We start from the raw sequence: 14,652 nt of genomic DNA on the forward strand, positions 1-14,652 counted from the left end.
TCATGACTGCACCACTAATTTCTATCCGCAACCTATGCGTCGATTACATTACAGATGCGGGCGATGTCCGCGCCTGTAATAACGTCAGCTTTGATATTGCACCGGGCGAAGTCTTTGGTCTGGCTGGAGAATCAGGTTGTGGTAAATCAACCGTTGCTTTCTCGCTAATGCGTTTACATAAGCCGCCAGCGTTTATTACTGGAGGCGAAGTGATCTTCAATGGAGATGACATTCTCAAGTACAGTGATGACCGTATGCAGGCATTCCGCTGGAGTGAAATGTCAATGGTGTTCCAGAGCGCGATGAATGCTCTGAACCCGGTTCTCACCATGGAAGAGCAGTTCTGCGATGTAATCATGCGCCACACCAACATGACTCGCGAGCAAGCGAAGAAACGTGCTGAAGGATTACTGGAAATTGTAGACATTCACCCTAGCCGGCTCAACGACTACCCTCACCAATTCTCTGGGGGCATGCGTCAACGTTTGGTTATTGCAATAGCTTTGGCACTGAATCCTAAGATGATCATTATGGATGAGCCAACCACAGCCCTCGACGTAGTGGTCCAACGCGAAATTCTGCAAAAGATCTACGCGCTAAAAGAAGAGTTTGGATTCTCAATTCTGTTCATTACCCATGACTTGTCGTTGATGGTTGAGTTCTCTGATCGCATCGGGATCATGTACTCAGGTGAACTGATAGAAGTCGCACCTTCTAAACAAATATTGGAAAGTCCTTACCACCCATACACTAAAGGTTTGGGTAGCTCTTTCCCTCCATTGACTGGTCCAAAAACCAAACTGACTGGCATTCCTGGCAACCCTTTGAACTTGCTTGAAATTCCTCAAGGTTGTCGCTTCCAGGCTCGTTGTGACCGTGTCCACGAAACCTGTACTAAAGTACCAACTCAGTTACGCCAAATTGAACCAAGCCGTTTCTCAAACTGCCATTTGTACGGCGAAACCATTGCTCAAGCTAAGATTTAACAACCCAAAATCACGCTAGCTACGAACAAAATTACACTGGAGAGAATTATGAGCAAACAACTCGGTGAACTGCTGATTGAGGGTAAAAATGTCGTCAAGGACTTCCCGCTAAATAGCAACTCTATCAAGCAGTCTAAGATGCGTGCGATTAACGACGTATCATTCAAAATGTATAAAAGCCGCGGTTTGTCTGTAGTGGGTGAATCTGGTTCAGGTAAATCTACAACCGCGAAAATGATCGCGAAAATGTATGCACCGACCGATGGCATCATCGAATACAAAGGACGCGATATTCAAGAAATCAAATCGAAACACGATTTGATGGCGTATCGTGAAGGGATACAAATGGTCTGGCAAGATCCTTTTGGCTCTCTAAACCCTACACACAATATTTTCCACCATATTGCCCGACCACTGCTTATCCATAAAAAAGTATCGCCAGGGAACAAAAAAGAGCTGAAAGAGCGCGTGTATGACTTGCTGGAACAAGTGGGCCTGATTCCACCTAAAGAAACGGCACAGAAGTTCCCCCACCAGCTTTCGGGTGGCCAGCGCCAGCGTGTAAACCTGGCTCGTAACATTGCTGTTGGCGCAGAGGTTGTACTGGCAGACGAACCGACATCGATGTTGGACGTATCCATTCGAGCAGGTGTTCTTAACCTGATGGAAGAGATGAAGTTCGAGAAACAAATGTCCCTTCTGTACATCACTCACGATATCGCAACAGCACGTTACATCGCAGAAGACTTAGCGGTGATGTACGTGGGCCACATGGTGGAATGGGGTGACACGGAGGAAATCATTCATGATCCGCAACACCCATACACTCAGTTGCTGGTGTCTGCAGTTCCCGATCCTTCGAAATCGATTCACGAGAAACTAAAAGGGAATAAAGGGGAAATCCCACTTTGGACACCAGAATCTGTAGGTTGTCCATTTGCAGGTCGCTGCGTTCACGCCACAGATAAGTGTCGCCAACAGTTACCTGCTGTTACTCAACTATCAGACAACCATTTCGTCCGTTGTTATTTATTTGAAAACTAAGCATAACCAGGGTCAGGTAAGACTGACCCAATTCTATTTTTTATTGTTTCGCGGAGACATTGAATGCTGCTACTGACTAATCACATTGGTTATGAGCGTCTAGGCCAGAAAAAAGCGGTCATCCAGACCGAACAACCACACTTGTCTACTGATACCGCTGAATTGATCTGCGCCAAAAGCGCCCAGGCTGTTGCGACATTCAAGATACAAGAGCAAGGCAAAGTAGCGAACTGGCACCAAGGCTATTTCTACCTCATCGACTTTTCATCCTTTGAGCTTCCAGGTCACTATTATCTTCGCTTTGATAACGTATATTCATCTCACTTCGAAATCGGTGAGCATGTACTACTGGGCCACACATTGTCCGATGTGATCCATTATTTTAAGTCGCAGCGTTGTAGCGGTATTTTCGATCATGCCGATCGTAAAACTCCGCTACTGAATTCAGAACAAACGGCCGATGTTCATGGCGGTTGGTATGACGCCTCTGGTGACGTTAGCAAATATCTGAGTCACCTTTCGTACGCAAACTATCTTAATCCTCAACAAACTCCGATGGTGGTTTGGAATATACTGAAGGGCCTTTCTCTGCTAGAAGCTAGCGAAAGTATCGCAGCATTCACGCGCACTCGCCTTATTGAAGAAGCACTATTTGGTGCAGACTTTCTTGTCCGCATGCAAAACGAGAAAGGTTTCTTCTATCTGACGGTGTTTGATAAGTGGAGCAAAGATACCGCTCAACGAGAAATTTGTGCTTTCGAAACTCAACTCGGTCACAAGTTTGATGACTATCAGGCAGGTTTTAGGCAAGGCGGTGGTATCGCAATCGCTGCACTTGCCGCAGCATCACGCTTACATGTTCACGGTGAATACGATCAACAGAAATACCTTAACGCTGCAGAGAATGGCTACTGGCACTTAGCAGAATACAATCAAGGTTATCTCAACGATGGTGAAGAGAACATCATCGACGAGTATTGTGCTCTGTTGGCAAGTATTGAACTGTTTAAATCCACCAAAGAAACTCGTTATCTAGACGAAAGCCGCCAATGGGCTAAACGTTTAGCTTCACGTCAAATGAGCGATGACCTGATCCAAAACTATTGGTCAGCAAACCAAGATGGTAGTCGCCCATATTTTCACGCAGCAGAAGCTGGATTACCTGTTATTGCGCTGTGTGAGTATCTATCGATTGAAGACGACTCTGTGTTGGCGGAACCCATTTTTCGGATCGTCAATCTAGCCTGTGAATTTGAAGTAACTATCACCAATAAAGTCACGAACCCATTTGGCTACCCTCGTCAGTATGTCAAAGGAGTAGATGAGGCAAAACGTGATGCTTTCTTTGTGGCACACAACAATGAGTCAGGCTATTGGTGGCAGGGTGAGAATGCTCGCTTGGGCTCATTAGCATCAATGGGTTACCTCGCTCAGGCTTATATCGAATCCCATGAAACGCAACAACAGCTGATGCATTTTGCCCAAAATGCACTCAACTGGATCGTTGGCCTAAACCCTTACGATATGTGCATGCTTGATGGTCATGGCCGCAACAATCCAAATTACTTACCTCAGTACGGTTTCTTTAACGCTAAAGGCGGTTTGTGTAATGGCATTACGGGCGGCTTTGATGACGAAGAAGACATCGCCTTCAATCCACCAGAACAAAAAGACGACATGCTGCAAAACTGGCGTTGGGGAGAACAATGGATCCCTCATGGTGCTTGGTACTTGCTCGCAATAATGAGCCAAGCACAGCACCTTTCGCATTCAGTGATAACGCAAGAAGTTAAGGAACAATAATCATGGGAATGTATTTTGTTGGGATAGATGGTGGCGGTACTTCGTGCCGCGCCCGTATTAAAGATTCCCATGGAAAATTTCTTGGTGAAGCAAAAACTGGCAGCGCCAACATAATGTTAGGCGCTGAAATTGCGATGGCTTCTATCATCGAGTCCATTACGCGAGCTGCTGAACAGGGAGGACTAACTCAACAAGCCTTTTCTTCTATGCATGTTGGCCTCGCTTTAGCTGGCGCAGAACATAAAACATCTTGGCAATCGTTTATGTCTCTTCCTCATCCCTTTGCCAGCATGACATTAAATACTGACGCCTACGGCGCATGTATTGGTGCACATAACGGTGAAGACGGCGCGATCATGATTGCAGGAACCGGTTCTTGCGGCATCTACCTCAAAGGATTGGAACAGCATGTTGTTGGAGGACGCGAATTTCCGATATCAGACCAAGGCAGCGGCGCCGTCATGGGACTTCGTTTAATTCAGCAAGTTTTACTGGCAGAAGACGCTATTCGAGCAAAAACACCGCTTGCAGACAATGTGATGAATCATTTTGAAAATGACATCGACAACATTGTTGCCTGGTCTAAACAAGCACTTCCTCGTGACTACGGGCAATTCTCTCCCGCTATTTTTCAATTTGCTGAGCAAGGCGATGAACTAGCGATTGAAATGCTAAAACAAACGGCCGCTGATATAGAAATGTTTCTTATGGCACTCAACAAACGTGGAGCGACCCGTATTTGTTTAATGGGAAGTATTGCTGAACGTATTTTGCATTGGCTTTCGCCTCCTGTTCAGCAGTGGATTGTAGAGCCTCAGTTTGATGCGATTGAAGGAGCAATAATGTTCGCAGGTAAGCCTGAACATAACCTTTACCCGCTATTGGTAGATTAGGAGTAGATATGGAATATCGCCTTGACCTCGTTGTCCTGTCAGAACAAAAGCAAAATTGTCGTTTTGGACTGACCTTTCATAATTTAAGTGACCAAGACCTCCACGATTGGCGCCTGACTTTCGCTTTTGACCGATACATTCTTCCTAGCAGTATATCTAATGGATTACTGACTCAAATAGGCAGCTTTTGCACCCTAAAGCCAGAAGGAATGGTGTTAGCGGCAAATCACAACTTTTACTGCGAATTCAGTATTGGTTCAAACCCATTCCGCTATTATTCAGACGGATTTAACGAAGCCCTGATTGATTATGTCGTGAATGGCAACGTCTATCGTGCCGAGGTAGATGTCACCCCTATCGTACTGGCCTCACCTTACCGTGAGCGTAGTGAGATTCCGTCGAGTTTGATTCACTCTCAGCCTTTACTACCAAAACCAAATCATATTGAAGTTCATGACAATTATTTCACCTTCAATGAAAAAGCCGGTATTGCCGTTTACTCAGATTTAGCCAACTCAGCCAAAGAGTGGTTGCTTGAGGAGTTATACCGCATTCACCAGTTTGCACCTTCATCATCCAATAACAGTCAAGTTATCTTCAAAGGAAACCCAACGTTAGATGAGGGCGCATACAAACTTAAAGTGACTGAAGCATCGGTTAAAATTGAGGCGGGATCGTCGTCGGGTTTTACCCACGCCTGTGCTACCTTGCTACAGCTTGTCAGACGTAGTGATCAGACACATACAATGGAAGTGGTTTGCTGCTCAATTAAAGACAGTCCTCGCTTTCGCTATCGTGGAATGATGCTCGATTGTGCTCGACATTTTCACTCTGTGGATCAAGTGAAGCGTCTGATCAACCAATTAGCTCACTACAAATTCAACGCATTCCATTGGCATCTCACTGACGATGAAGGCTGGCGGATTGAAATTAAGTCACTGCCTGAACTAACAGATATTGGGGCGTGGCGTGGTCTGGACGAGACTATTGAGCCTCAGTACACACACCTGTCTCAACGTTACGGTGGCTTCTACACCCAAGACGAAATTAAAGACGTTGTAGCCTATGCATCACAACGAAGCATTACCGTCATCCCAGAGATTGATGTGCCGGGTCACTGCCGCGCAGCCATCAAATCACTGCCTCATTTGTTAGTAGAAGAGAACGACACCACCGAATTTCGCAGTATTCAGCACTACAAAGACAACGTCATTAACCCTGCGCTTCCGGGGAGCTACGAGTTTCTCGATAAAGTACTGGAAGAAGTCGTTGAACTATTCCCTGCCCCATTTGTACATATTGGCGCTGATGAAGTTCCACATGGCGTATGGTCAAAGAGCCCTGCCTGCCAAACGTTGATGGAGCAACTGGGCTATAGCGACTACAAAGAGCTACAAGGCCACTTTTTACGCTATGCCGAAGACAAGCTACGCAAACTTGGCAAGCGCATGTTGGGTTGGGAAGAAGCTCAACATGGCGACAAAGTGAGTAAAGATACCGTTATCTACTCTTGGCTAAGTGAAGAAGCCGCTCTGAATTGTGCTCGTCAGGGATTCGATGTTGTTCTGCAACCAGCCCAAACCACGTATTTGGATATGACCCAAGATTATGCGCCAGAAGAACCCGGTGTGGATTGGGCCAACCCAATACCTCTCGAGACCGCATACAACTACGAACCATTGGCACAAGTAGCAGACAACGATCCGATCAGAAAACGTATCTGGGGTATTCAGGCGGCACTTTGGTGCGAAATCATCAACAACCAATCTCGCATGGACTACATGGTATTCCCAAGGCTAACCGCGATAGCAGAAGCCTGTTGGACAGATAAACCACACAGAGATTGGGCTGATTATTTATCGCGCCTGAAAGGACACCTTCCTCTGCTCGAGTTGCAGGGCGTGAATTACCGTAAACCATGGAAGTAGCGTAAAGCCATATATAAACGGCGCGCTTTCAAGAATTTTTAAATTTTGGCTGCTAATGCAGCTTTGTAAAAAGGAAATACACAAAATGAAATACGGCTATTTCGATAACGAGAATCGTGAATACGTCATTACTCGCCCAGATGTACCAGCACCTTGGACTAATTACCTGGGGACTGAAAAGTTTTGTACGGTTATTTCACACAACGCTGGTGGCTACTCGTTCTACAACTCTCCAGAATACAACCGTGTTACTAAGTTTCGCCCAAATACGACATTCGATCGCCCAGGACACTATGTTTACCTTCGTGATGATGAAACAGGTGACTACTGGTCAATCTCATGGCAGCCAGTAGCAAAGAGCCTCGACGAAGCAAATTATGAAGTTCGTCACGGTCTGTCTTACTCTAAATTTAAGTGTGAATACAGTGGCATCACGGCAACAAAAACGTTGTTCGTACCAAAGGGTGAAGATGCAGAAGTTTGGGATGTGGTAATTAAAAATACCTCAGACAAACCACGCACTATCAGTGCATTCTCATTTGTCGAGTTCTCATTCAGCCACATTCAGTCGGATAACCAGAACCATCAAATGTCTTTGTACTCGGCAGGCACGGCATACAAAGATGGTGTGATTGAATACGACCTTTATTACAATACCAACGATTTTGAAGGCTTTTACTATCTGGCTTCTACATTCGATCCAGATTCATACGATGGTCAACGTGACAGCTTCCTGGGCTTGTACCGTGATGAGTCGAATCCACTGGCGGTTGAGCAAGGCAAGTGCTTCAACACCGCGCAAACTTGTTACAACCACTGCGGCTCTTTGCACAAACAATTCACTATTCAGCCAGGTGAAGAAGTTCGTTTTGCTTACATTCTGGGTATCGGTAAAGGTAACGGTGAGCGTCTACGCGCGAAGTATCAAGATCTAGCTGAAGTAGATAATGCATTTGCGGGTATCAAAGCGCACTGGGACGAACGTTGTGGCAAGTTCCAAGTGAAATCGCCAAACGAAGGTCTGGATACAATGATCAACGCCTGGACACTTTACCAAGCAGAAACCTGTGTGGTTTGGTCTCGCTTTGCGTCATTCATTGAAGTTGGCGGACGTACTGGTCTTGGTTACCGTGACACGGCGCAAGATGCGATTTCAGTACCTCATGCAAACCCGAAAATGACTCGTAAGCGTATCGTTGATCTTCTGCGTGGTCAGGTAAAAGCAGGTTACGGTCTACATCTATTCGATCCAGATTGGTTTGATCCTGAGAAAGCAGACGTTAAACCATCGAAGTCACCGACAGTGGTTCCAACGCCTTCTGACGAAGATAAGATCCACGGCATTGAGGACACCTGTTCTGATGACCATCTATGGCTCGTACCAACGATCTGTAAATACGTAATGGAGACGGGTGAGCACAGTTTCTTCGACGAAATGATTCCTTACGCAGATGGAGGCGACGCGACTGTTTATGAGCACATGAAAGCCGCATTAGACTTCTCTGCAGAATACGTAGGTCAAACTGGCATCTGTAAAGGTCTGCGTGCAGACTGGAACGACTGCCTAAACCTAGGTGGTGGTGAGTCTTCAATGGTGTCTTTCTTACACTTCTGGGCCCTGCAAGAATTCATCGATCTGGCGAAATTCCTGGGCAAAGACGCAGACGTAGCGAAATACACTGAAATGGCAGCCAACGTTCGCGAAGCGTGTGAAACGCACCTTTGGGACGATGAAGGCGGCTGGTACATTCGTGGTCTGACAAAGAACGGAGACAAAATCGGTACAGCGCAGCAGAAAGAAGGTCGCGTACACCTTGAGTCAAACACTCTCGCGGTACTGTCTGGCGCGGTTTCTCAGGAGCGTGGTGAAAAAGCGATGGACGCAGTGGATGAGAACTTATTCTCTGAATACGGCTTACACCTAAACTCGCCTTCATTCGCAACACCAAACGATGACATTGGCTTCGTTACTCGCGTATACCAAGGTGTGAAAGAAAACGGCGCAATCTTCTCACATCCAAATCCATGGGCCTGGGTTGCAGAAGCAAAACTCGGCCGTGGTGACCGAGCAATGAAGTTCTACGATGCTCTAAACCCATACAACCAAAACGATATCATTGAAAAACGTGTCGCAGAACCTTACTCATATGTTCAGTTCATCATGGGCCGTGACCATCAGGATCATGGGCGCGCAAACCACCCGTGGCTAACTGGTACATCGGGGTGGGCTTACTTTGCGGTCACCAACTTCATTCTTGGCGTGCGTACTGGTTTCGATGGTCTGACTATCGATCCATGTATCCCTACTAACTGGCCTGGGTTTGAAGTCACTCGCCAATGGCTTGGTGCAACTTACCACATCAAAGTGATCAACCCAGATTCAGTCAGCAAAGGCGTGACGTCGATTACAGTCAACGGTGAAGCTGTTACTGGTAAGTCAGTTCCAGTACAAGCTGAAGGTTCAGTAAACGAAGTGATCGTTACTTTGGGTTAATCCCTTTATAAAAAGTCCACTGCACTTGGACACTTTGAGTCAGTGCAGTGGGTTCGCTAGTAAAAGTTTAAGGCGCGGTGCATTGCCGCCCTTACTGAGGATCAAATCATGATCAAATTTGGTACAGGTGGCTGGCGTGCATTTATTGGTGAAGAGTTCACTAAAGAGAATGTACGTTTGGTTGCTCAGGCAGTTGCAAACATCACCAACGCGGAGTCAGTGGCAGAGCGTGGCTTTGTGATTGGCTATGACCGCCGATTTCTTTCCGACAAGGCTGGTCGTTGGTTTGCAGAGGTTTTAGCTGCAAACGGTATAGTTGTCAACTTCATTGATAAGTTTGTTCCTACTCCTATCGTCATGTTCAAAGCGAGAGAGATGAACTGCGCATACTCAGCTTGTATTACCGCTTCACACAACCCTGCAGACTATAACGGGATCAAAGTTTTTATCGAGGGCGGCCGTGATGCAGATGAAATCATCACACAGAAAATCGAATCTCAGATCGCTACGATCACAGAACAAGATGTGCAATACGTCGACTTTGACCAAGCTGTAGAAGATCGGTTAATTCAAATCATTAATCCGATGAACGAATTCGTTGATTCAATCATCAACTTTGTCGACATTGAGGCGATCAAAAAGGCAAACCTTCGCGTACTTATCGATCCAATGTTTGGTGTGGCAAAAAATGCCCTACAAACAGTGTTGATTAATGGCCGCTGTGAAGTCGATGTAATCAACGACGGTAAAAACCCGGATTTTGGTGGCTTGATGCCATCACCTAGTGCTGCAACGCTTTATCGACTGATGCACCTCGTCGCCCAGCAAGGTTATGACATTGGTATTGGTACCGATGGTGATGCAGACCGTTTGGGTATTATTGATGAAAAAGGTAACTTCATTCATCCGAACGAAGTGCTCATCTTGTTGTACTACTACTTACTGAAATACAAAGGCTGGAAAGGCTCCGTAGTACGAAACATCGCAACCACACATCTGCTGGACAAAATCGCTGAAGATCACGGAGAAAAATGCTTTGAAGTACCAGTCGGCTTTAAGCACATCAGTTCACAAATGGAAGCCGATGACTCGCTGATCGGTGGTGAAAGCTCTGGCGGTTTGACTATCCGTGGTCACATCAAAGGCAAAGATGGCGTGTTTGCTTCCAGCCTGTTGGTCGAGATGATTTCCGTTACTGGTAAGAAACTCTCCGAGCTTCTCGATGAAATCTACGGTAAGTATGGCTATGCCTATATGGCTGAAGGGGACTGCAAATTCAAACCTGCTCAGAAAGAAGTGCTGTTCAACAAGATTTATGTTGAAAAACAATTGCCAGCGTTCGAGTTTGAGATTGAAAAAGTCAGCTACGAAGACGGTGCAAAAGTTTATTTCAAGAATGGCGGTTGGATCATCGCTCGCTTCTCAGGCACTGAGCCGCTGCTACGAATTTTTGCAGAGATGCAAGACAAAGACACTGCGGAACGTGTTCTTCAACAGTTTAAAGATTTTTTATCTTTATAACTGGTCTTGTGCCCACTTCAAGCACATCGGCTAAAACTGAAGCATTTTGATTAAGTTAAGCTAAAGACGAGGAACACTTGCCCGGCAGTACTGCCGGGCTTTTTTACTTCTAAGGAATAATAAGACTAAGCAAATGCCAGAACGCCCTGAGTCTCCACTCTAACAGCAACACTATCACCAACATTTAAAGCTTCGGTTGATGTTGCTAATAGGCGATCACCATTAACGTCAATCACATATCGACAGTGATCCCCCATAAAGTGCTGCTCTAATACCTTCACTGCACTGTCTTCATCCGCTTGAATTTGCACGTGCTGTGGACGCAGCAACAAAGAACAATCGGCCTGATATTTAATATCCTGTTGCGCGCTCGCTTCTACCACCCCTAAGTGGGTCTCGAATTCACTCTCAGAAACTCTGGTTGCAGCAAGATAACTACCACCACCTAGAAAATCAGCAACGAACTTACTGGAAGGTTGGTAATACAACTCTGAGGCCGTACCGTATTGCTCAATGACACCATTGTTCATCACGGCCATTTTATCGGCAAAAGCAAAGGCTTCTTCACGGCTATGCGTAACGAAAATCGCGGTTACGCCCTGCTGTTTGAAGATCTTACGTATCTCACGAATCAACTCGTGTCGTACTTGGGTATCAATGTTAGAAAACGGCTCGTCCAGCAATAGCAAATCTGGTTTATAAGCCAGTGAACGCGCAATCGCAACACGCTGCTGTTGACCACCGGACAGCTGATGCGGGTAACGATCACCATAGCCTTTGAGATGCACTAAGCCTAACATCTCTTCCACTTTCAAAAGCTTCTGCTGGGCGGTTTCATGCTTTAAGCCAAATGCGATATTCTCAGCCACTGTGAGATGTGGAAATAACGCATAATCTTGGAAAATCATACCAATGTTACGCTGCTCTGGTGGTAGCCAGTTTTCTCCATCATCAATGGTCACGCCATTGAGGCTCATTGTGCCCGAAGATAAGGGAAGCAACCCCGCAACCGCTTTGAGCAATGTTGTTTTACCGCAACCACTAGCACCTAACAGACAAACAATCTGACCTTGCTCAACCTCAAGTGACAGCGACTCTAAAACAGTTTGGGCATCGTACTGACAGGTCAGGTTTTTAATTGATAATGCGCAACTCATCAGTGATTTTGCTCCAGTGAACGGTTAACAACAATAAGCGGGATTAAGCCAACAAGAACCAACAGCACGGCTGGTAAAGCTGCCAACTCTAATTTTTCATCAGAGGCAAAGTTATAAACGTAAGTTGCCAATGTTTCAAAATTAAATGGACGCAACAGCAGTGAGGCATTGAGCTCTTTCATTGATTCGATAAACATCAGCAGAGCAGCAATTAAGGCACCACGTTTTACCAACGGGAAATGAACCCGCCACAACATGGCATTAGGTGTGCAGCCCATGGTACGTGACGCCATATCCAATGAAGGCGAGATTTTATTTAAGTTACTCTCGACACTGCCAATTGCAACGGCGGAGAAACGCACCACCATGGCAAAGATCACAGCGAACATTGAGCCCGAAAAAATCAGTCCCGGCCTGCCCCATTCCATCGCTTTTGCAATATCATTGACTCTATGATCCATAAACAGCACGGCAACCATCACACCAATCGCCAGTACTGTACCTGGAACAGCATATCCCATTGAAGATAAGCGCATAAATGCCAACGATATCCGGTTACCATTGACTCGGTAAGTAAAGTTCACCACTAAAGCGACGGCAACACCGATGAAAGCAGCGATGACAGAAACGACCAAACTGTTCCACGCGTACTCACGGAACTCAGGCGTCCAGCTTTTCGCAAAGTAGGTAATCGAATAATCAATCAATTGTATTAATGGAATAATAAACGCTACGGCAACCAGACCCCAACACCATGCCAGCGCAACCCATTTTTTCCAGCCAGTCAGCTCATAACGAAAATCTTCATGGCTGTTGAACTGACTTTGGAAGAGCTTTTGTTTTCTTCGGCTGTAACGTTCGGTACTCAGTAGCAATACGATAATCACCAGCATCATTGCCGAAATTTTAGCGGCGGCATTAAGATTTGAGTATCCGAGCCAGGTATCGTAAACCGCAGTGGTTAGGGTATTGACGGCAAAATAACTGACGGTGCCAAAGTCACCAATGGTTTCCATCGCGACAAGTGATAAGGCTACCGCTATCGAAGGGCGCACTAAAGGCAGAGATATCCGCCAAAAACTTTCCCAAGGCGAACACTTCAGCAGACGCGCACTTTGCAGCAACGAGACATTCTGCTCCATAAATGCAGCCCGACAAAGGAGATACACATACGGATAGAGAACAAGAGAAAGAACAAATGTTGCACCGGCCAGAGTTCGAATATCAGGGAACCAATATTCCCTCACACCCCATCCCGTGATATCACGCAAGAAAACCTGAATAGGTCCTGCAAAGTCGAACCAATCGGTGAATATGTATCCAATAATGTAACCCGGCATCGCTAAGGGTAAAACCAGAGCCCACTGCAACCACTTCTCGGTGGGTAGTTTGCACATGGCCATCAGCCAGGCACACGGGATACCAAAAATTAGAGACAACACCATCACACCAATAGCCAGTGTGACCGTGTTATAGATGTAGGTCGGCATTACTGTTGCCATTAAATGCGCAAACAGTTCATCCGTTTCACCAATCGCGGTGTAGAAGATCGCTAAGATCGGCAAAACCAGGAACAGAGTTATAACCCCACTGCTGGTTTTCCATGGAGAGTGTTTATCTTTCATTGCCTAATTTACTGCAAGGCTGCATGAAACATAAATGCGGTTGCAAATACATCTCATATCCTTTAATCAAATGGGGGTACTGTTATACCCCCACTAGGGATTAAAGGTCAAATTTGACTTCATCTATTAGCTTGATCGCTTCTTCATGATGAGATGCGATTTCATCTAGAGAAAGAGTGTCCGCTTTAAAGTCACCCCAAGATTCCACAAGGGCAGAACGCTTAACGCCTTCTTTTACTGGGTATTCGAAATTCACTTCTGCGTACATTTTCTGTGCTGTATCACCAGTTAAGAATTCCATCAGCTTAAGCGCGTTTTCTTTGTTTGGTGCATACTTCGCCATCGCCATACCAGAGATGTTTACGTGTGTGCCCGTCGTTTCCTGGCTAGGGAAGTTAATGTAAACCGCATCAGCCCAAGCTTTCTGCTCTTTGTCATTGATCATGTTGCCAAGGTAGTAACTATTACCAAGAGAAACGTCACATAGACCTTCTTTGATTGCTTTCACTTGGTCACGGTCGTTACCTTGAGGCTTACGAGCCAAGTTAGCTTTCACGCCTTCTAGCCACTGTTTAGTTTCCGCTTCACCTTGATGAGCGATCATAGATGCAACTAGAGATACGTTGTAAGGGTGCTTACCGCTACGAGTACAAATTTTACCTTTGTATTCTGGCTTAGTCAGATCAGCATAGTTAAAGTCTGTACCTAGTTTGCCAACACGGTCGCGAGAAGAGTACACACTGCGAGTACGTAGTGTCAGTGCAAACCACTCATTCTCTTTGTCTTGGTATTGAGCTGGTACGTTCTGTTCGATGATTTCGCTATCTACTTTCTGAACAAGACCTTTATTCGTTAGTTCAGCTAGGCGGCTGATATCTGTTGTCAGTAGTACGTCTGCTGGACTGTACTCGCCTTCCTGTGCCAGTTTTTCAGCGATACCTGTTTTCGCGAATTTTACGTTTACTTTAATGCCAGTCTCTTTAGTAAACTCGTTAAACATAGGTTCAACCAGGAAAGGTTGACGGTAAGAGTAGACGTTTACTTCTTCAGCAGCCATTGCTGTAGGAGCCAAAATTGCGCAAGTTAGCGCTGAAAGAGCGAACAGATTTTTCATTGTTTAATCCTTTACCATGCTAATGATAACGTTTATCAGTTGCGTTATTATATGTATCTTCAATAGTAAAACAACGACCAATACAAA

10 protein-coding genes are annotated in these 14,652 nt (G+C 45.7%); 7 read left to right on the forward strand and 3 right to left on the reverse strand.

Annotated elements, in window-relative coordinates:
* The first annotated feature begins 2 nt into the window (after positions 1 to 2).
* The 7 genes from WJM94_RS15355 to WJM94_RS15385 all read left to right on the forward strand — a co-directional run bounded on the left by WJM94_RS15355 (position 3) and on the right by WJM94_RS15385 (position 10,669).
* Positions 3 to 986 (forward strand): ABC transporter ATP-binding protein, encoded by a 984-nt coding sequence (locus WJM94_RS15355; RefSeq protein ID WP_444495064.1) that lies wholly within the window; start codon positions 3 to 5, stop codon positions 984 to 986.
* Positions 987 to 1,034: 48 nt separating this feature from the next.
* Positions 1,035 to 2,030, forward strand: a complete 996-nt coding sequence (locus tag WJM94_RS15360) for an ABC transporter ATP-binding protein (protein WP_444495065.1) — start codon at positions 1,035 to 1,037, stop codon at positions 2,028 to 2,030.
* 63 nt (positions 2,031 to 2,093) lie between these two features.
* A complete protein-coding gene (locus WJM94_RS15365; RefSeq protein WP_444495066.1) occupies positions 2,094 to 3,833 on the forward strand; it encodes a glycoside hydrolase family 9 protein in 1,740 nt (579 codons plus the stop codon).
* Positions 3,834 to 3,835: 2 nt separating this feature from the next.
* A complete protein-coding gene (locus WJM94_RS15370; protein ID WP_444495067.1) occupies positions 3,836 to 4,726 on the forward strand; it encodes a BadF/BadG/BcrA/BcrD ATPase family protein in 891 nt (296 codons plus the stop codon).
* An 8-nt stretch (positions 4,727 to 4,734) separates the two neighbouring features.
* Positions 4,735 to 6,654, forward strand: a complete 1,920-nt coding sequence (locus WJM94_RS15375; protein WP_444495068.1) for a beta-N-acetylhexosaminidase — start codon at positions 4,735 to 4,737, stop codon at positions 6,652 to 6,654.
* Positions 6,655 to 6,739: 85 nt separating this feature from the next.
* Entirely contained in the window at positions 6,740 to 9,148 is a 2,409-nt protein-coding gene (locus WJM94_RS15380; RefSeq protein WP_444495069.1) for a GH36-type glycosyl hydrolase domain-containing protein, read from the forward strand.
* 108 nt (positions 9,149 to 9,256) lie between these two features.
* Positions 9,257 to 10,669 (forward strand): phosphoglucomutase/phosphomannomutase family protein, encoded by a 1,413-nt coding sequence (locus tag WJM94_RS15385; RefSeq protein WP_444495070.1) that lies wholly within the window; start codon positions 9,257 to 9,259, stop codon positions 10,667 to 10,669.
* Positions 10,670 to 10,794: 125 nt separating this feature from the next.
* Here the strand turns inward: WJM94_RS15385 and WJM94_RS15390 are convergent, their stop codons facing one another.
* From WJM94_RS15390 to WJM94_RS15400, 3 genes are all read right to left on the reverse strand, one after another.
* Positions 10,795 to 11,826, reverse strand: coding sequence for an ABC transporter ATP-binding protein (locus WJM94_RS15390; protein ID WP_444495071.1), 1,032 nt, complete (start codon positions 11,824 to 11,826; stop codon positions 10,795 to 10,797).
* Positions 11,826 to 13,451: an ABC transporter permease gene (locus WJM94_RS15395; protein ID WP_444495072.1), complete on the reverse strand. Its 1,626-nt coding sequence runs from the start codon at positions 13,449 to 13,451 to the stop codon at positions 11,826 to 11,828. The genes WJM94_RS15390 and WJM94_RS15395 overlap by 1 nt, the downstream gene beginning before the upstream one ends.
* A gap of 100 nt (positions 13,452 to 13,551) precedes the next feature.
* Positions 13,552 to 14,565 carry a Fe(3+) ABC transporter substrate-binding protein gene (locus WJM94_RS15400; RefSeq protein ID WP_444495073.1) on the reverse strand — a complete coding sequence of 338 codons (1,014 nt, stop codon included), beginning with the start codon at positions 14,563 to 14,565 and terminating at the stop codon, positions 13,552 to 13,554.
* Between the last annotated feature and the right edge of the window lie 87 nt (positions 14,566 to 14,652).

It is taken from the genome of Vibrio sp. YIC-376, from assembly GCF_052353105.1.
In the GTDB taxonomy this organism is placed as follows: Bacteria; Pseudomonadota; Gammaproteobacteria; order Enterobacterales; family Vibrionaceae; genus Vibrio.

What these genes read in the sequence shown, in the direction of transcription:
- WJM94_RS15355 (WP_444495064.1), top strand. Translation starts at nt 3, where the DNA reads ATGACTGCACCACTAATTTCTATCCGCAACCTATGCGTCGATTACATT.
- WJM94_RS15360 (WP_444495065.1), top strand. Translation starts at nt 1,035, where the DNA reads ATGAGCAAACAACTCGGTGAACTGCTGATTGAGGGTAAAAATGTCGTC.
- WJM94_RS15365 (WP_444495066.1), top strand. Translation starts at nt 2,094, where the DNA reads ATGCTGCTACTGACTAATCACATTGGTTATGAGCGTCTAGGCCAGAAA.
- WJM94_RS15370 (WP_444495067.1), top strand. Translation starts at nt 3,836, where the DNA reads ATGGGAATGTATTTTGTTGGGATAGATGGTGGCGGTACTTCGTGCCGC.
- WJM94_RS15375 (WP_444495068.1), top strand. Translation starts at nt 4,735, where the DNA reads ATGGAATATCGCCTTGACCTCGTTGTCCTGTCAGAACAAAAGCAAAAT.
- WJM94_RS15380 (WP_444495069.1), top strand. Translation starts at nt 6,740, where the DNA reads ATGAAATACGGCTATTTCGATAACGAGAATCGTGAATACGTCATTACT.
- WJM94_RS15385 (WP_444495070.1), top strand. Translation starts at nt 9,257, where the DNA reads ATGATCAAATTTGGTACAGGTGGCTGGCGTGCATTTATTGGTGAAGAG.
- WJM94_RS15390 (WP_444495071.1), bottom strand. Translation starts at nt 11,826, where the DNA reads ATGAGTTGCGCATTATCAATTAAAAACCTGACCTGTCAGTACGATGCC.
- WJM94_RS15395 (WP_444495072.1), bottom strand. Translation starts at nt 13,451, where the DNA reads ATGAAAGATAAACACTCTCCATGGAAAACCAGCAGTGGGGTTATAACT.
- WJM94_RS15400 (WP_444495073.1), bottom strand. Translation starts at nt 14,565, where the DNA reads ATGAAAAATCTGTTCGCTCTTTCAGCGCTAACTTGCGCAATTTTGGCT.